General features: G+C 50.8%; 17 protein-coding genes and 1 tRNA gene. 5 read left to right on the top strand and 13 right to left on the bottom strand.

What is annotated here, in order from left to right; all coding sequences use genetic code 11:
- Nucleotides 1-8 precede the first annotated feature (8 nt).
- The 5 genes from J4377_RS08610 to J4377_RS08590 all read right to left on the bottom strand — a co-directional run bounded on the left by J4377_RS08610 (nt 9) and on the right by J4377_RS08590 (nt 4,124).
- A complete protein-coding gene (locus J4377_RS08610; protein ID WP_083004043.1) occupies nt 9-416 on the bottom strand; it encodes a hypothetical protein in 408 nt (135 codons plus the stop codon).
- A 32-nt stretch (nt 417-448) separates the two neighbouring features.
- Complete coding sequence (locus J4377_RS08605) at nt 449-1,123, bottom strand: hypothetical protein (RefSeq protein WP_083004039.1); 675 nt, start codon at nt 1,121-1,123, stop codon at nt 449-451.
- A gap of 357 nt (nt 1,124-1,480) precedes the next feature.
- Nucleotides 1,481-1,894 carry a hypothetical protein gene (locus J4377_RS08600; RefSeq protein ID WP_083004036.1) on the bottom strand — a complete coding sequence of 138 codons (414 nt, stop codon included), beginning with the start codon at nt 1,892-1,894 and terminating at the stop codon, nt 1,481-1,483.
- Between the two features lie 374 nt (nt 1,895-2,268).
- Nucleotides 2,269-2,359, bottom strand: a tRNA-Ser gene (locus J4377_RS08595).
- A 58-nt stretch (nt 2,360-2,417) separates the two neighbouring features.
- Nucleotides 2,418-4,124 carry a potassium/proton antiporter gene (locus tag J4377_RS08590; RefSeq protein WP_038484061.1) on the bottom strand — a complete coding sequence of 569 codons (1,707 nt, stop codon included), beginning with the start codon at nt 4,122-4,124 and terminating at the stop codon, nt 2,418-2,420.
- A 147-nt stretch (nt 4,125-4,271) separates the two neighbouring features.
- Here J4377_RS08590 and J4377_RS08585 point away from each other — a divergent pair, with 147 nt between their 5' ends.
- Both J4377_RS08585 and J4377_RS08580 read left to right on the top strand, forming a co-directional pair.
- Nucleotides 4,272-5,432, top strand: a complete 1,161-nt coding sequence (locus J4377_RS08585; protein ID WP_253487914.1) for an ABC transporter substrate-binding protein — start codon at nt 4,272-4,274, stop codon at nt 5,430-5,432.
- A 26-nt stretch (nt 5,433-5,458) separates the two neighbouring features.
- Nucleotides 5,459-6,844 carry a 3'-5' exonuclease family protein gene (locus J4377_RS08580; protein ID WP_253487905.1) on the top strand — a complete coding sequence of 462 codons (1,386 nt, stop codon included), beginning with the start codon at nt 5,459-5,461 and terminating at the stop codon, nt 6,842-6,844.
- Between the two features lie 29 nt (nt 6,845-6,873).
- Here the strand turns inward: J4377_RS08580 and J4377_RS08575 are convergent, their stop codons facing one another.
- The 3 genes from J4377_RS08575 to J4377_RS08565 form a co-directional block, all read right to left on the bottom strand.
- On the bottom strand, nt 6,874-7,680 hold the full coding sequence (locus J4377_RS08575; protein WP_253487903.1) for an alpha/beta fold hydrolase: 807 nt from the start codon (nt 7,678-7,680) through the stop codon (nt 6,874-6,876).
- A gap of 47 nt (nt 7,681-7,727) precedes the next feature.
- Entirely contained in the window at nt 7,728-8,402 is a 675-nt protein-coding gene (locus tag J4377_RS08570; RefSeq protein WP_038484049.1) for a 7-cyano-7-deazaguanine/7-aminomethyl-7-deazaguanine transporter, read from the bottom strand.
- Between the two features lie 159 nt (nt 8,403-8,561).
- Nucleotides 8,562-10,478, bottom strand: a complete 1,917-nt coding sequence (locus J4377_RS08565) for a propionyl-CoA synthetase (protein WP_038484046.1) — start codon at nt 10,476-10,478, stop codon at nt 8,562-8,564.
- Between the two features lie 286 nt (nt 10,479-10,764).
- On the opposite strand from J4377_RS08565, the gene J4377_RS08560 reads away from it, so the two are divergent.
- Nucleotides 10,765-11,085, top strand: a complete 321-nt coding sequence (locus J4377_RS08560; protein WP_038484043.1) for a metalloregulator ArsR/SmtB family transcription factor — start codon at nt 10,765-10,767, stop codon at nt 11,083-11,085.
- Between the two features lie 31 nt (nt 11,086-11,116).
- Here J4377_RS08560 and sohB read toward each other — a convergent pair whose 3' ends face one another.
- The gene (gene sohB / locus J4377_RS08555; protein WP_038484041.1) at nt 11,117-12,163 is read right to left on the bottom strand and encodes a protease SohB; all 1,047 of its coding nucleotides are present in this window, start codon (nt 12,161-12,163) and stop codon (nt 11,117-11,119) included.
- Nucleotides 12,164-12,302: 139 nt separating this feature from the next.
- Here sohB and J4377_RS08550 point away from each other — a divergent pair, with 139 nt between their 5' ends.
- Nucleotides 12,303-12,614, top strand: a complete 312-nt coding sequence (locus tag J4377_RS08550) for an SCP2 sterol-binding domain-containing protein (RefSeq protein ID WP_038484038.1) — start codon at nt 12,303-12,305, stop codon at nt 12,612-12,614.
- A gap of 23 nt (nt 12,615-12,637) precedes the next feature.
- Here J4377_RS08550 and nudC read toward each other — a convergent pair whose 3' ends face one another.
- Genes nudC through J4377_RS08530 form a run of 4 tightly spaced genes read right to left on the bottom strand, consistent with a single transcriptional unit; the run spans nt 12,638 to nt 15,419 of the window.
- Nucleotides 12,638-13,417 (bottom strand): NAD(+) diphosphatase, encoded by a 780-nt coding sequence (gene nudC, locus J4377_RS08545; RefSeq protein WP_038484035.1) that lies wholly within the window; start codon nt 13,415-13,417, stop codon nt 12,638-12,640.
- On the bottom strand, nt 13,410-14,162 hold the full coding sequence (gene dnaQ / locus J4377_RS08540) for a DNA polymerase III subunit epsilon (protein WP_038484032.1): 753 nt from the start codon (nt 14,160-14,162) through the stop codon (nt 13,410-13,412). The genes nudC and dnaQ overlap by 8 nt, the downstream gene beginning before the upstream one ends.
- A complete protein-coding gene (gene rnhA / locus J4377_RS08535) occupies nt 14,150-14,629 on the bottom strand; it encodes a ribonuclease HI (RefSeq protein WP_038484029.1) in 480 nt (159 codons plus the stop codon). The genes dnaQ and rnhA overlap by 13 nt, the downstream gene beginning before the upstream one ends.
- Nucleotides 14,622-15,419, bottom strand: coding sequence for a class I SAM-dependent methyltransferase (locus J4377_RS08530; RefSeq protein WP_038484026.1), 798 nt, complete (start codon nt 15,417-15,419; stop codon nt 14,622-14,624). Before J4377_RS08530 ends, rnhA begins: the two co-directional genes overlap by 8 nt.
- 113 nt (nt 15,420-15,532) lie before the next feature.
- Here J4377_RS08530 and gloB point away from each other — a divergent pair, with 113 nt between their 5' ends.
- Nucleotides 15,533-16,300, top strand: coding sequence for a hydroxyacylglutathione hydrolase (gene gloB / locus J4377_RS08525; protein ID WP_038484023.1), 768 nt, complete (start codon nt 15,533-15,535; stop codon nt 16,298-16,300).
- The last annotated feature ends 7 nt before the right edge of the window (nt 16,301-16,307 follow it).

Below are 16,307 nucleotides of genomic sequence, written 5' to 3'. Positions count from 1 at the left end.
TAGCCACTTCAGTGCTCATCAGTGGCCATCAGCTGATTATCGATGACTCTAAACGGAACCGAATGTTTCTCAAGGATATTGTTAACGTATTGGTGCCCGGGAACAGCTACTCCCCAGTTTTCAAGTGCCTCACATGCATCGCAGAAGGCGGCGATAAAACCAGGTGCGTCGGATGCAGCTCTGTCAGCGTGATATTCTAGGTCTGACTCAGCCCACGACAAACTAGAGCTTTTGGCGTACTGATCACCACTCGCAACAGCCAAAAATTCCTTAAATTTTTCAATAATCTGTTGGCGACCAATGGTGCTAGATGAGGCCTTTCGCGCAAGGCTAATAAAGTCTTGAACCGCTCTGTCGGTTAACGGAGTTGTTCCTCCCATCGGGAACCGTAACTCTACTGGCAACTCAATTGGCACGATGGCTCACCTTTCTCGTAATTCATAACGCTTCAAACACCGGCGCAGCTAGCTGCGTCTGAGTGCTTTGACTTGTTACGTGATTGACTCGCCAAGATAACCTTTGGATGATCTGGGTCAATTGCCAAAAGCTCTTGGATTACATACCTTAACGCTTTCCTACAGTTTTTCGTTGATTCTTGAATATCTTGTTCACGCGCCTTCATATAACTTGCCAATTCTTCATTATCGAAATTCATTTCTCTTGATTTCAGATGCACGAGAGAGTTTCGATCTTTGTGGAGGCGTTTCAATGATTCATAAGCTTGGCCAGACTTAGATATCTCTTTTCCAGTAATCAGTTTAGGGATAACTAGCCACTTCGATACGAAGTCTAATTTGTCCAAGTGATCTTTCGAATACTTATCTCCTAAACAAGATGCAGCATAGTCATAAATAAAGGCCTCAAAGTACATCGCCGTGAACACAACAGCAATAATACATGACTGGTCTCTAGCCTCCTCCAGAGGATCTAGCTCTATATGGAGCGTGTAGTATTCGGCTGGAGGATTTTCGGGGTCATCACAGCTTGATAGCAATGATGAAATATCAGCCCAAAGCTTTTTCACTTTTGGGTCGATTTCCTCAAACGTGTCTAGATTACTCTCGGCAATCCATCTAAACCTATCATCTCCACCTAAGCGGGTATATGTTTCAAATCTTTCCATATGGCTTCACGTAACAGTTTATTAGTGCGCATGCGTGCTTTTCTGGCCACCACCATCCTGACCATATAGTTATAATGCATTGAAATTTAGAGAAATAAATGCCGCATGCGCGTTAACATTTTCACCATCCTTTGGATATTGCACATAATCATCAATAGCTTTCCCCTAACACCTTGTTTCATAAAAACTTTGAAAAAGCCGCTCCAGAAAACCAAACATTTGTATTTCAAACCCAACCAGAAAAACGCGCATTGTGAGCCAAAGGTACTTATGAATATCCGGTCTCAGCGAAGTCCGCTCAGGGTCGATAGCGCGCCTGTTTGATCTAGAGTTATTCGCCACTTTTTCTAACAAACATTACTGCCCGCTACGCCTCCCATACTCTTCACGGCTTATTGGGTCAGCCATTAATCCATTACAGAGTTGATTATACTTTACAAATAGGATTTCAAGATTTGAAAAATCACTACGGATTTCATTAAACTGCTGCATGCGTGCCATCTCCGCCCTAGCCTTTGTGACCTCAGCATTACTAAGGGTAACCCCCTTTAGGAATGCTTCATTCGCAAGAGCAGTGAATTGCTCGGCCAAGTCGTTCTGCCCGCCGCGACGTACGCCTTCAGAAGTAATCGCGTAGTAACTCCAACACTGTGCATAATCGGCTGCAAGGTTTGATCGGATGTGGTCCTCGTCGGCGGCTTGAGCATGGATAGAAAATGCCATTAATACAAGGAATACAATAGCTGTAACTTTAGTCTTAATTATGATCATCTTCCGCCACCTTTAAGCACATAACACCATTCATCGAGAATACCCCATATACTCAAAAAACCGCGCCCGCTGTCTTTGTCGGCATGGCCGCTTTGGGTCGTTACCAGCCAGTGGCTACCATTCAAAACTCTTCAGAGGACATTATCTGAAAGAAGAGAGGCTGTCACCTCGCCCTCACGAGCGTGCATCAGTGAAGCTTTTGAGGGAGTTGAGCCATGGAGGTGAGTATCAAAAAACGACTTACGAAGAGAGAGCGTCCAGAGAGGTTTGTTTCTATTCAGTGAAAGCCAAAACCAAAGTATGGGCTGAGGTATGGGCTGACTAAATTACAGACACAAAAAAGCCGCTGAAATCAGCGGCTTATTCGTAATACTTGGCGGAGGGACAGGGATTCGAACCCTGGATAGGCTATTAACCTATGCCGGTTTTCAAGACCGGTGCATTCAACCGCTCTGCCATCCCTCCGGCTTATGGGTGCGTATAATAACAGCTTTCCCTTGGAAGTCAACGCCTTTCCGGTTAATTAGTAGAGCCTTAAGCCAACACGGGTAATGTTCCCGCCTTCCATTTCACTAACCACCCAGTGAATACCATGCCAGTCGACATCGTCGCCGACTACTGGGTGGCCGCCGACGCGTAGCGAGATAAACTCCGCAAGCGTCATGTCCTGCTCGCCGGGGCTTAAGGTTAAACCATAGGCTTGGGCAATATCCTGCATTTGCGCTTCGCCATCCAAGGTAAAGGTACCAAAGAAGGCCCGCTCTTGTTTAAGCTTTGCATCGCCGTTGAATAGGCGATTGAGCGCGACTAGGTCTTCAGTGCGGCCAATGACACAAATGACATCATCAAGCTTAAGCCGCGTACTCCCTTTGGGGTGAAGCATAACGTGGTTGCGAAATAGCGCCGAAATCAATGCGCCCGAAGGGAAACGCAGTAGCCGGATAGGAACATCTTCTAAGTCTTCGTTTTCAACCACGTAAACAAACATCTCAAAATCATTATCCGGCATTATGCCCAGCGGCCCTCGGCGGTTCGGCGTGGTACCTACGGGTACTTCTACTTTCAGCCATCGCGCCATAAATGTTAGCGAACCGCCCTGAATAAGCAGCGACATCAGTACCACCGCAAACGCTACGTTAAAGTACAACGAGGCGTTTTCTACCCCGCCGATTAACGGGAAGATAGCCAATACAATAGGTACCGCGCCCCGCAAGCCAACCCAGGCAATAAAGAAGGTTTCTCGCCAGCGGAATTTGAAAAATGGCTTAATAGTGATCAGCACCGCAAGGGGGCGTGCAACAAAAATCAGTGCTAGCGCAACTAGCCCTGCTGGCAATGCCACGTCCCAGAGCTGGCTTGGAGTGACGAGTAAGCCCAGCACCAGGAACAAACCAATTTGGCTCAGCCAAGCCAACCCGTCGTGTACCGGAAGAATAAAGTTAAGGTGGCGCCCAGGCTGATTACCAATCATCAACCCTGCTAAATAAATGGCCAGGAAGCCGCTGCCGCCTAGCACGCTGGTTAATCCAAACACGCTAAACCCAAGCGCCAGCGCTAGCATGGCATAAAGGCCCGGGGCTAGATCTAACCAACGCAGCAGCTTAGCGCTTAGCCAACCACCACCAATACCAACAACTAAACCAATCCCAAACTGGGAAATGAAGAACAGCAGTGTTTCGCCAATGCCGCCAATATCACCAACCAACAGCTCGACCAACATCAACGTGAGGAAAATGGCCATCGGGTCGTTGGTACCCGATTCAATTTCCAGCGTGGCCCCTACCCGCTCGTTGAGGTTAACCCCACGGCCGCTAAGCATCGAGAACACGGCTGCGGCATCGGTGGAGCCAACAATTGCCCCAACAAGCAATCCCTGTACTAGGGAAAGGTCAAACACCCACATGGAAATGACACCAACAATAGCGCTGGTGATAAAGACGCCAAAGGTGGCTAACGAGAGCGCAGGCCTAAAGCCGACACGGAACGTTTTTAATCGAGTGCGAAGGCCGCCATCCAGCAGAATCATTGCGAGCGCTAGATGGCCAATCGTGAACGCCATGGTGTAATCGTCAAACTCAACCCCTAGCAGGCCCTCTTCCCCCGCCAGCATGCCAAGTCCTAAGAAAATCAGTAGCAGCGGCACTCCCATCATTGAAGAAAGACGGCTCGCTAAAATGCTGAGCGCCATCAGGGAACCGCCTACTAAGAAGAACGTGTAAATTGCGTCCATGTCTCTCCGTCTCACCATCAATGCCGTTCTATTATTACATGCCACCGTACAATTTACTGAGCTTGTTAGGCTTGTCGCTTACAGGGGCTAGCCAGATCCTTCACCTCACAGCTAAACTCCGGCGTCATACCATCGGGAGTTAAGGTTATGTTGAACGCTTTTTGGCGTGTCGGTTCACTTGTATTCTTCACATTAAGCATTTTTTTATTATTTTCAATTTCAGCCACTTACGCAAATGAAGACAGCGAAACAGTTAGTAGCAGTGAGCCGCTTACGCTTGAGAGCGAGGTATCATTGCCCATTGGGCTATGGCCACCTACAGGCAATGACGCAGCAGAAGATGACCCGGAAGAAGCGCCCAGCATGGCGCTTGCACCACCACCGCCATTAGAGCCGCCTCCCTTAAAGCAGCTTCGTCTAATGCTAGACTGGTATGTCAGCCCTCAGCACGCAGCCTTAATTGTGGCGAAGCAGCGTGGCCTGTTTGCTGCCCATGGACTTGAACTTGAATTATTAACCCCCGCAGACCCATCTATCGCGATCAAACTGTTGACGGCGGGAGAAGTTGATCTGGCGTTAACGCGTCAGCCGTTGTTGCATTTACACGTTCACGATGGTGCCGCTATTACCCGTATTGGCACGCTGATTGAGACACCACTAAATGCTGTCATCGTGGCGGGAGACGTCCCTACAGGCGAAACTACCGATCAACTTGCAGGGTTGCACTATGGCTTTTCCACCCGCGAAGGGCGTGATGTGCTGGCAGATCAGCTGGTGCCTACCTCATTTCGCCAAATCGACGATTTCGCCCCGCCGGAAAGCGTCCACTTTGATGCTGCCAGTGCCCTGCGAGAAGGCCGAGTTGAAGCCATCGCCGATGGCTTTTATCACACTCTGCCACAACAGCTGGCGTCAGATGGCATTATCACCCACACCGTACGTTACAACGACGTTGACGTGCCGCGTCATGACGGTTTGATACTACTGGCAAATAGCGACACAGTAACAAGACGATCAGCCACTTGGTCACGTGTCCTTATTGCTTTGGAAGAGGCGAGCAATTGGATTATCGAAAACCCGGAAGCAGCGTGGTCACTGCTGATTAGCAGCCATCCTGTACTGGATAATGCGATTAACGAAGCCGCCTGGGACGACCTATTACGCCGCATTGCCATTAGTCCGGCGGCTCTTGATGCCCGACGCTATGCATCATTCGAACACTATCTTGAGCAAGCAGGTATTATCGAAACAGCATTGCCGGTTGCCCGGCTAGCCGTCAATCCTCATACGTTGACCGATGTACGCTGAAATAAGGTAGTAATGACGCAAGCACCATGAGTAACACACCACTGATATTTATTGATGTTGAGACGACAGGCACCCGTGCGACGCGTGACCGCATTACCGAAATTGCTGCCTTAAAGGTAGTCAATGATCACATAGTGGATCGCTGGGTCAGCCTGATTAATCCTGGCACCAGCGTGCCTTCTCACATTAGCCAGCTCACCGGCATTTATGATGAAATGCTGATTGATGCGCCCTCTTTTCAGACCATTGCGCACAGCTTGCGCGAATGGCTCGGTGAAGACTGCCTTGTAGCCCACAATGCACGCTTTGATGCCAGCTTTCTGCGCAACGAATTCAAGCGTGCCGATATTACCTATCAGCCGCTACTCCGCTGCACACTGCGCATTTCCCGCCGCTTAATACCTGAACTGCCCAAGCACAATCTCCGCGCCTTATTGGCGCATTTCAACATTCCACAAGCCCGCCAGCATCGGGCAGAGGATGATGCCACTGCGCTTTGGAAGCTGTGGGAAACCTGGCAGCAGCAGTATGACGCTGGCAGTTGGCAAGCCGCTCTAGCCGATGAGCAGCGCCACCGAAGCCTGCCCGCACATTTACCCAGTGAGCAACTAACCGGGCTTCCTGCTTCTCCAGGGGTTTATTTGTTTTATGGTCACAACCGCCTTCCCTTGTACGTTGGCAAAAGCATTAATTTACGCAGCCGCGTGCTTGGCCATTTCCAGCGCGACCACCAGGACGACAAAGAGATGCGCCTTGCCCAGCAAATACAGCACATTGAGTGGGAAGAAACCGCTGGCGATTTAAGCGCCCAGCTAAGAGAGGCTCAACTAGTCAAAGAGCTGATGCCGATTATGAACCGACAGTTACGCCGTCAGGGGCATTTAAAAACGTGGTATTGGCCAACCGATCAACCTTGCCCAACGCTGGTCAGCGGCAAAGCCATCAGCCAGCCTCAGCCGGGAAAGCTATTTGGGCTGTTTCGAAGTGCCAAAGAAGCTAAAGATGCGCTGCGCAATATTGCCGAAACACATCAGCTTTGTCCGCAAGCGCTAGGAATAGATAAGGGAACAGGACGGTGTTTTGCTAATCAGTTAGGCAAGTGTCGAGGCGCCTGCTGTGGACAGGAGCCACTTGAAAACCACACGCAGCGTGCTCAAGAAGCACTAGCATCTTTTCAAGTAAAAACATGGCCTTGGCCGGGGCGAATTATTATTCGCGAGAAAAGCCGTAAAAATGGCCCAACTAGCCACCATGTGGTCGATCACTGGTGCTATTTAGGCAGCGCCACGACCAAACAGCGTGCCTTGGGGCTAAAGGGAGTCACTGCTAAATTTGATGTGGATACTTATCGCATCCTAAACCGTTTTTTACGCGAACCAGAGCGGCACAACCTGACGGTGCTGCCGCTCTAGCTCTACGCTACTTAGCGTTGCCTGCAGGGCTACGCGTTGGCGGCCATAAATGTATCAACGGCTTGCTGGAATGCTTCTGGCTGATCGGCGTGAAGCCAATGCCCGGCGTTTTTAAGTGTTACTACTCTTGCGCGTGGCAGTACTTCGCGTAGCGCTGGTAGCATGTCATCTGCGACGTAGTGCGAATCAGCGCCTTTAAGCACCAGTGTCGGCCCTTCGAAAGCGCGGTCACCATCAGGTTTGCCGATAATCGCTTCATAACCACGTTGAATCTCATCCAACCCAACGCGCACCTCCATCTCACCCTGCTCATTGCGCACTAAATTGGTGGCAAGAAACAGCCGAGTTGGACGGGAGTCAACATGCTCGGCCAATAAGGCATCGGCTTCACGGCGGTTAGTGGGTTTACCCGCTTTTACCCGTTCGAGTGCAGCAAATACATCGTCGTGGCCATGCTGATAAGCTACCGGGGCGATATCTGCCACCATCAGTGACGCACAGCGTTCAGGGTTCATACGCGCCAGCGTAATAGCCACCTTCCCGCCCATGGAGTGACCCAGTACATGCGCGCGTTCGATCCCAAGCTTATCGAGCGCCGCCAACACATCTTGGCTCATAGCGGTATAGCTCATACCTTCTGCATGAGGTGAACGACCGTGGTTGCGAAGATCCACAGCAATGACCCGCCTACTGCGCTGCCAAACCTTTAAATGCGAACGCCAGTTATCGGCGCTACCCAACAAACCGTGGATCACCACAAGAGGCAGTTGATCGTCGCTACCTGATTCGTCGGGCAAATCGATCACATAAAGATCAACACGGGCATCATCAGACATGCGGGCTCCTCAGTCGTTACGCTTGGATTTATGCTTGGTCGTTAAGCCTAGCCGTTTGCGGTTTGGGGGGATGCGTCAGTTTGCCCTGTCCACACGACTAGCCGACGCGTTAGCCACGCTAACAACAGGCCATATAAAGGCAGGAAGAATAATAGACTAATGCCTAGCTTAATGGCGTAGTCGACCACGGCTATTTCTACCCAATGTTCGGCCATAAAAGGGTCTGGGCTGTTATAAAATGCGGTCGCAAAGAAAGCAAACGTATCCGCTAGATTGCCCAATACGGTAGAGCAAACAGGAGCTACCCACCACGCCCACTGACGAAGACGATCAAACACTTGAACATCGAGCAACTGGCCTAGCACGTAAGCAAGGAAACTAGCCAACGCGATACGGGCAACAAATAAATTCCATTCACCCAAGGCTTCGATACCGGCAAAGCTTCCCCGTGGAAAAATTACCGAAACAACGTAGGAAATCACCAGCGCCGGAAACATGACCCGCAGTATGATTGAGCGAGCCGGTCCTTTCCCGAACAAACGAACCGTTAAGTCCGTTGCAAGAAAGATAAAGGGGAAACTGAACGCGCCCCAGGTGGTATGAAAACCAAACAGGGTAAATGGCAATTGGACCAAGTAGTTACTGGCGGCAATGATACCAATATGAAACGCGACCATTACCAGAAGGCAACGGCGGTGCTGGGTGTCGGTTAATGCAAACATGCAGGTTGGCCTTTTTTTGCAAGTCCGAGGGGTTAGGGAACCCTCATTTAAGCGCGGTTAACGCCACTGGGGCGCGCATTATACGCCTTCCGTTAGGTAATTAAAGTCGCCCACCTGCCGGGGCGACTCTATTCATCACGCTATTAGCAACGTTTTAACCTAAACGTCTAGCGACTTAGCTTGACCTGACGCGCCGACAGAACGCTCGCGCATCGCCGCATGCACATCTTCTAAGCTAGTCGGATCATCAATGGTTGAGGGAATGCCGAACGACTTACCGTCGGCAATATTACGCAGCAACTTGCGCAAGATTTTACCCGAGCGGGTTTTAGGCAATCGATTGACGACCAACACCTGCTTAAAGCAAGCAATCGGCCCAATGTGCTCGCGCACTCGACTAATCAGCTCTGCTTCAAGCGTTGCTTCATCGCCATCAAAACCATCTTTAGTGATCACTAGTCCGATGGGTAGTTGGCCCTTTAGCTCGTCGTGAATACCAATCACGGCACACTCAGCCACCGCAGGGTGCGCACCGACGATTTCTTCCATCTCGCCGGTAGAAAGACGATGTCCGGCAACGTTGATCACGTCATCGGTTCTACCCATGATGAATAAGTATCCCTCTTCATCGAAGTAGCCACCATCGCCAGTCAGGTAATAACCCGGGTAGGCTGCCATGTAGGCACTATGAAAACGTTGGGGATCACGCCAGATACCGGTAAGGCAGCCAGGTGGAAGTGGTTGCTTAATGACCACGCTGCCCTGCTGCATTGGGTCTGTTTGCTCACCGTCACGATCCAAAATTTGCACGTTAAAACCAGGCACCGGGAAGGTTGCCGAGCCTGCTTTGGTGGGCGCAGATTCAATGCCCGGCAAGTTTGCTGCGATAGGCCAGCCGGTTTCAGTTTGCCACCAATGATCGATTACCGGTACATCCAGCAGGTCATCGAGCCAATGAAACGTCGGAGGGTCTAAACGCTCACCGGCTACATATAAGTGTTCAAGGCTGCTGATATCATAATTAGCTAGCAGCTTGGCATCAGGATCTTCTTTTTTGATGGCGCGGAAGGCTGTCGGCGCAGTGAAAAAGCTTTTAACCTTGTACTCGTCAATTAACCGCCAAAAGCCGCCTGCATCAGGTGTTTTAACGGGTTTCCCCTCATACACTATTGTGGTACATCCTCTTAGCAGCGGCGCATACACAATATAAGAGTGTCCTACTACCCACCCTACATCCGACGCCGTGAACATCACATCGCCAGGGTTCAGGGCATAGATTGCTTCCATCGAATAGGCTAATGCTACCGCATATCCGCCTGTATCTCGCATAACCCCCTTGGGCTTACCTGTCGTGCCAGAGGTATAAAGAACATAGAGTGGATCGGTCGCTTTTACGGGAACACAATCAGCAAACGGTGCATCCGCTACCAATGTTTGCCAGTCATGGTCGCCTTCGTGAAGTTCTGCACGGTGGGCTTCACGTTGAAAAACGACGCAGGCATCCGGCTTGAAACTGCTGAGTGAAATGGCCTGATCAACAATAGGTTTGTAAGGAAGCACTTTATCTACTTCTATGCCACAGGAAGCAGCAATCACTACTTTTGGCTCAGCATCTTCGATGCGCACCGCCAGTTCGTGGGGTGCAAAGCCACCAAATACCACCGAGTGAACCGCCCCTAATCGAGCGCAGGCATACATTGCGATAAGCGCTTCTGGCACCATCGGCATGTAAATAACCACTCGATCCCCTTTCGTCACACCAAGGCGAGCAAGTCCTCCGGCAAACTGCGCGACACGATCACGCAACGCTTGATAGGTAATGGCTTGCTTTGTTTGGGTAACGGGAGAATCCCATAGAATAGCAGGCTGGTCACCCCTGCCTTGCTCAACGTGATAATCGATCGCCGCGTAGCAAATATTCAGTTCGCCATCGTCAAACCAGCGAGCATGTTGCTGATCGTCATAGCTAAGAATTGTGGAAGGAAATTTGAACCAAGGCAGTCGCTTGGCCTGCTCAGCCCAGAATGTTTCGGGGTTTTCGACAGATTGCTGATAAGTTTGCTGATAGAGGCTCATGATGGGCTTGCCTTTATTGTGTCAATGAAAGCGATCGATTGTTGACACTTTATAAAGAAAATAGCCGCCACACCCTCATACTATGGGATAAATCGCGACTAAAGCGCTACACGCCCAACATCATTGTCGACAAAACACTACTTCACTACCATTGATAGATCGTTAAACCAGTGTTTGGACAAACACCGCTAAATTACTGATCATTCAACAACTGATCCTCGCGACGCGACGATGCCTAAATAACCTATAACAACGCTGTCACAACAGTGTAGGCAAGGAGATCCTCATGTCTGCTTCTACTAGCGCCGCTGCCCGTTTGCTTGAACATGATTGCCACGCCATTGAGGCGGGCACTAATCTACTTAAAGCATTGGCAAACGAAAAACGTCTCCAAATACTCTGCCTTCTGGCAGAAAAAGAGCTCTCAGTCACTCAAATCAACCAGCAATTGGAGCTGAGCCAGTCCGCGTTAAGCCAACACTTGGCAATTTTGCGTCGCGATCAACTGGTCGACACTCGCCGCGAATCGCAAACCATTTACTACTCACTAAGTAGTGAAAGCGCCAAGGCGATTATTGACACCCTGGCGCACCACTACGCCACCTAACTGAAAAGCAGCTATTAACAGTAGCTATCGACTATCGACGCTGCCAACCAGCCGCATCGATTAAACCAAGCCCTTTAACAATGGCTTGCTCGACGCCCGCCGACACAGCCAAGCCTACCTTACGGCTGAGGGTTTTCGGCGGTTCAAGCTTCACGCTGTACACCTGAGCCTGCGCCATGCGCTCTACCAAATACGCCTCACTGGTACCAATGCTGTCGGTCAGTTTCTGTTCTAACGCTTCACTGCCGTACCAAATTTCACCCGTCGCTAGTGCATCAATATCCATGTCAGGACGATGCTGAGAGACATACTCTTTAAACAACCGGTGGGTGTTTTCTAAATCATCAATAAACTTTTCACGACCCTCTTCGGTGTTTTCCCCCAACACGGTCAAGGTTCGTTTGTATTTGCCCGCCGTCAGCAGCTCGACATCAATATCATTGCGCTTTAGCAAGCGATGAATATTAGGCACCTGAGCCACAACGCCAATAGAGCCAATCACCGCAAACGGCGCAGCTTTAATATGGTTGGCCGTACACGCCATCATATAGCCGCCGCTGGCGGCCACTTTGTCGATACATACCGTCGTGGTTAAACCTGCTGCTTGAAGACGGTCAAGCTGCGCTGCCGCTAAGCCATAGGCATGTACGAGCCCGCCCGCCGACTCTAACCGCACGACAACTTCATCCTCGGCTGCGGCAACATCAATAATCGCGGAAACTTCTTGAGCAAACTGCTCAGTTTGCGAAGCCTTGAGATCACCATGAAAGTCCAACACCCATACCTTCTGAGCGCTCTGAGCCTCTCCTTTACCTTGCTTGGCGGCCTTGTGTTTTGCTTTCTCTTCTTGGCGAAACGCTTTTACCAGTTTTTTCCGTGCACCTTGTTCTGTCGTGGTAACGCGCAGCCTGCGGCCACGAGAGCGCCGCTGGTCATTAAGCGACTCTACGCTTAGCTTAAGGCTATTATCCCCACTCTCCTTATTACGCAACACTAACGCCAGCACGATGCCCACCATCGCCATCAGCAAGGTGGCTTGAATCAAAAACGTGCCCATCTCTACCATCCAGTCACTCATGCCTTCTCTCCTACTCGACAATCCAGCTTGATTAAAACACTTGTTTAAAATAACCTCGTTGATAGCGTCGTGAGAAACTAACTCACCTAACGCCTTACACCTGCTTGGTTAACGACCAAATAACTTTTGGGAATTTATAATGTCATCGAACACGTTAGATAAACTTCAGTCGCGCTTTAACCCAGAAGCTGCCAAAGGAATGGATGAGGTATTTCAATTTCATTTCTCTGACGCGGGCAGCCATTACATGGTTATCCAAGATGGAACTCTGGACGCACACGAAGGCGAGCACGACGATCCTTCTGTAAGCCTAAGCATGAGTTCAGATACGCTTAAAGGCATCATGAGCGGCGACATCAACGGCATGACGGCTTTTATGACGGGTAAGCTGAAAGCTACCGGCAATGTCATGCTGGCCACTAAGCTGACCAGCCTGTTTCCCAGTAAATAACGCCCGTTCTCGCCCGCGAGCATTCAACGCCAGCGGGCGAGATGCGCTTCAATAAGTTCACGTGAAATTGAGTACGGTGGTGGCAATGAAGGTAACTGCCTTGGCGAAAACCAAGCGGCATCACTAATCTCCACACCATCGATATGAATGCGCCGCGTCGTCGCTTCTGCAAAAAAACCAAACATTAGTGAGTGCGGAAATGGCCACGCTTGGCTTTGGTGATAACGAAGATTTTCTACATGTACGCCTACCTCTTCGTATATCTCACGATGTACCGCTTCTTCAGCAGACTCCCCAGGCTCAATGAAGCCCGCAAGTGTTGAGTAACGTCCAGGAGGGAATCTTGGGCTTCGTGCTAACAGCATCGCCTCCCCACTGGTGACTAGCGTGATAATGCAGGGTGAAATGCGCGGATAGTTACGATGCCCACAGGCATGACAGTGCATCGCAAACTCAGCTTCCAACTTGGTTGCCTTCTCACCGCAACGCCCACAAAAACGATGGTTCTCTAACCAAGCACCGACCTGAAGCGCCGTCGATAACAGGCTGAACCAGGAAGCAGTCAACTCCCCTAGCCACTGCCGTCCATCTATCCAGTCCTCACCCGGCTTACTTTCCACTAACAGCGCCACCGGCTCATCGTGCCAGTAGCACAGCGGCTGCATCCGCTCGTCCCACGGTTGAGTCGGCTGTAACGGCGTCAACTCACCACCTTCAGCCAACGGTGCTGGCGCTAGATGACTACGGGACACGCGGATAACACGACCTTCTCGCGCATAATGGGGAATTTCTCGTCTAAGCATCGGCACTATTACCTTCAGACCAACCACCCTCGAACCAACGTAATTGATGCGCCTGACATTTAGCTTGGTGAGCGGCGCGCTCTTCCTCACTAGGCCGGACGACCCTTAACTGCCCTCGCGTCAACGCTAAACGCTGCACCGACAGCCCTTCATTGGCTTGATTATTTTGCTGCTCACCTGACGATGCTTCTGAATCAAGCGTCAGCGCCGTTTGCCCGCCGGTCATCGCCAAATAGACGTCGGCTAGGATCTCGGCATCAAGCAATGCGCCGTGCAACACACGATGACCGTTATCAATGTCGTAACGCTTGCATAACGCATCGAGACTATTACGCTGGCCTGGGTGCATCTGACGAGCCATCACCAACGTATCAAGAATGCGGCAATGTTCACTAACAGGACCTAACGCGGGGGACCGTCGCCGCTGGTTTAACATGGTCAGCTCGTGATCAATAAACCCCACATCGAAGGGGGCGTTATGAATCACCAGCTCGGCTCCTGCTATAAATGCCCAGAAGTCATCGGCTATTTCGGCAAACACCGGTTCATTCGCCACCTTGGCGTCATCAATACCGTGAACCGCCACGACTTCAGCATCAATATGCCGTTCAGGATTTATATACTGATGATAGGAGCGCCCTGTAAACCGCCGGTTAATCATTTCAACGGCACCAATTTCCACTAATCGGTGACCATCTTTTGGGTCAATGCCGGTTGTTTCCGTATCCAAGATCACTTGGCGCATGCTGCTCTCCTGTTATGCTCATCAATGGCTTCGTTAGCCAACGCATCGGCGCGCTCATTACCGGGGTGCCCGCTATGCCCTTTTACCCAGTGCCACTCGACACGATGCCGCTGTGTCTCCTCGTGAAGGGTCTTCCAAAGCTCAGCGTTTTTAACCGGTTGCTTGGCCGCTGTCTTCCAGCCTCGCTTAATCCAATTGTGAATCCATTGAGTAATTCCTTGGCGCACATACTGGGAATCGGTCCAGAGAGCCACTTCACACGGCTTGTTTAGCGTTCGCAACGCCATAATGGCCGCCATTAATTCCATTCGGTTGTTAGTGGTATCTGCTTCGAAGCCTTTTAACGTCTTTTCATGCTGCCCGCTTGACAGCACTACACCCCAGCCACCTGGGCCCGGATTTCCTCGACAGGCCCCATCGGTATACACCGTAACGCGAGGCAACCCATCGGTTGCTTGCTTACTCACTTTCACTATCCTTTTCTAGACGACGTTGACCTGAGTGGTATCGCGCAGAAACACCGGTTCGTGTAGCTCCCAGAGAAGTGGGAGTGATCGGTGCACGCAACCCAAATTTAAGACGCTCTACCGGCGCATGGCGTTGTCGCCGCTGCGCTTGAATCATGTAACTTTCACCCAATGGTAAATTATGCCTGCGTCCCAACGCTTCCCAGCGCTCTCCACAGGTGGTGCTCATCGGCCCCCGAAAACAGCAGTAGTCTACGCGTTCTACGTCAAAATCGACAAACGCCAGCCAATCGCGCAAACGGCTAGCCGTACGCCACTGCCCGCTCCAAGGGAAATTCCCTTGCTGCTTACGCCAACGCTGGGTTAACCCGTTCAATCCTAGCGGATTGAAACCAAACAGAACTAACACACCGCTATCGGAAGTTACCCGGGCAGCCTCTTGTAAGGTGTGATGGGCATCTGGCAAATGCTCTAGCCAGTGATGAATAATCACCACCTCTAAACTGCGGTCTGGTAAGGCAAGGTGATCAGGCGGACAAACTAACGTGGACGAAGCCTCCGCCATTGCTCTCGTCGGTGACCAGCGAATGACATGAGGAATAGCCGACATCGTCATCAACGTCGGCCCCATGCTCATCTCTAAACTGTGGCCACCTTTGCGCCCTTCAACCAGCGGCCCCAAACACGCTCGCTGCGTTTCCCATAGCGAGCGGCCAGCCTCTGTTTGCCAGTACGCTTGGCTTTCCGCCATCTGCTGGGCGAGCCGAGTTGCCGTTGACGAAGTTGACATGAACAGCGCTTCCCTCCACAGTAAATGCTTTTTAACGTTTTGAACGCCAGCGTTAGCGCATTCGAAAGCGTCTAATTTGAGCGTCTATTTTTTTGAACTAAAGGATCTCGCCCATGATGAGCGTGACACCGATTCCCGCACTTAGCGATAACTACATTTGGCTATTAAGACAGGATACCAGTCAAAGCGTTTGCGTGGTGGATCCCGGTGAAGCAGCACCTGTCATCGAGTTTCTTGAGCGTGAATCCTTAACGCTTGATACGATTTTAATCACTCATCACCACCATGATCATACGGGTGGCCTTACAGAGTTGATTAAACGCTTCTCGCCTCGGGTTATTGGCCCCTCCAATCCTACTATTGAAGGTATTAATGAACAGGTAGGACATGGCGATGAAGTACGTATTATGGGGCGTCTTTTTGAAGTCATGGCCACGCCAGGGCATACGTTAGATCACGTGAGTTACTTCACTCCAGGAATTCCTGCGCTACTTTTCTGCGGCGACACCCTGTTTTGTGGTGGATGTGGCCGCTTATTTGAAGGGTCGCCAGAGCAAATGTTTGCATCTCTTCAAACCTTAGCGGAACTCCCAGAGGATACGCTGGTCTTTGCAGCTCATGAATATACGCAAGCGAATCTAACATTTGCTCGTGCTGCAGATCCTGATAACGAAGACGTTAAATATGCACTGCAGGAGTGTGAGAAGGCTCGGGCATTAGACCGACCTACCTTACCCAGCACGATAGGACGCGAGCTGAAGATCAACCCCTATTTGCGCGTGAGCACCGATAGTGTGCGTCAAGCAGTAGGTACACATGGGGTCAATGATGATGATCTCGCCACGTTCACCACTTTACGCGAGTGGAAGAACCGTTTTTAAGAACGCT

The sequence above is a fragment of the Halomonas sp. XH26 genome (genome assembly GCF_024138895.1).
Taxonomy (GTDB): Bacteria; Pseudomonadota; Gammaproteobacteria; order Pseudomonadales; family Halomonadaceae; genus Vreelandella; species Vreelandella alkaliphila.
Note: the sequence above shows the minus strand (reverse complement) of the source record. Positions and strands in the feature narration are given on the sequence as shown.

Excerpts from the sequence above, each read along its gene's own strand:
- J4377_RS08605 (WP_083004039.1), bottom strand. The coding sequence starts at position 1,123 with ATGGAAAGATTTGAAACATATACCCGCTTAGGTGGAGATGATAGGTTT.
- J4377_RS08600 (WP_083004036.1), bottom strand. The coding sequence starts at position 1,894 with ATGATCATAATTAAGACTAAAGTTACAGCTATTGTATTCCTTGTATTA.
- J4377_RS08590 (WP_038484061.1), bottom strand. The coding sequence starts at position 4,124 with ATGGACGCAATTTACACGTTCTTCTTAGTAGGCGGTTCCCTGATGGCG.
- J4377_RS08585 (WP_253487914.1), top strand. The coding sequence starts at position 4,272 with ATGTTGAACGCTTTTTGGCGTGTCGGTTCACTTGTATTCTTCACATTA.
- J4377_RS08580 (WP_253487905.1), top strand. The coding sequence starts at position 5,459 with ATGAGTAACACACCACTGATATTTATTGATGTTGAGACGACAGGCACC.
- J4377_RS08575 (WP_253487903.1), bottom strand. The coding sequence starts at position 7,680 with ATGTCTGATGATGCCCGTGTTGATCTTTATGTGATCGATTTGCCCGAC.
- J4377_RS08570 (WP_038484049.1), bottom strand. The coding sequence starts at position 8,402 with ATGTTTGCATTAACCGACACCCAGCACCGCCGTTGCCTTCTGGTAATG.
- J4377_RS08565 (WP_038484046.1), bottom strand. The coding sequence starts at position 10,478 with ATGAGCCTCTATCAGCAAACTTATCAGCAATCTGTCGAAAACCCCGAA.
- J4377_RS08560 (WP_038484043.1), top strand. The coding sequence starts at position 10,765 with ATGTCTGCTTCTACTAGCGCCGCTGCCCGTTTGCTTGAACATGATTGC.
- sohB (WP_038484041.1), bottom strand. The coding sequence starts at position 12,163 with ATGAGTGACTGGATGGTAGAGATGGGCACGTTTTTGATTCAAGCCACC.
- J4377_RS08550 (WP_038484038.1), top strand. The coding sequence starts at position 12,303 with ATGTCATCGAACACGTTAGATAAACTTCAGTCGCGCTTTAACCCAGAA.
- nudC (WP_038484035.1), bottom strand. The coding sequence starts at position 13,417 with ATGCTTAGACGAGAAATTCCCCATTATGCGCGAGAAGGTCGTGTTATC.
- dnaQ (WP_038484032.1), bottom strand. The coding sequence starts at position 14,162 with ATGCGCCAAGTGATCTTGGATACGGAAACAACCGGCATTGACCCAAAA.
- J4377_RS08530 (WP_038484026.1), bottom strand. The coding sequence starts at position 15,419 with ATGTCAACTTCGTCAACGGCAACTCGGCTCGCCCAGCAGATGGCGGAA.
- gloB (WP_038484023.1), top strand. The coding sequence starts at position 15,533 with ATGATGAGCGTGACACCGATTCCCGCACTTAGCGATAACTACATTTGG.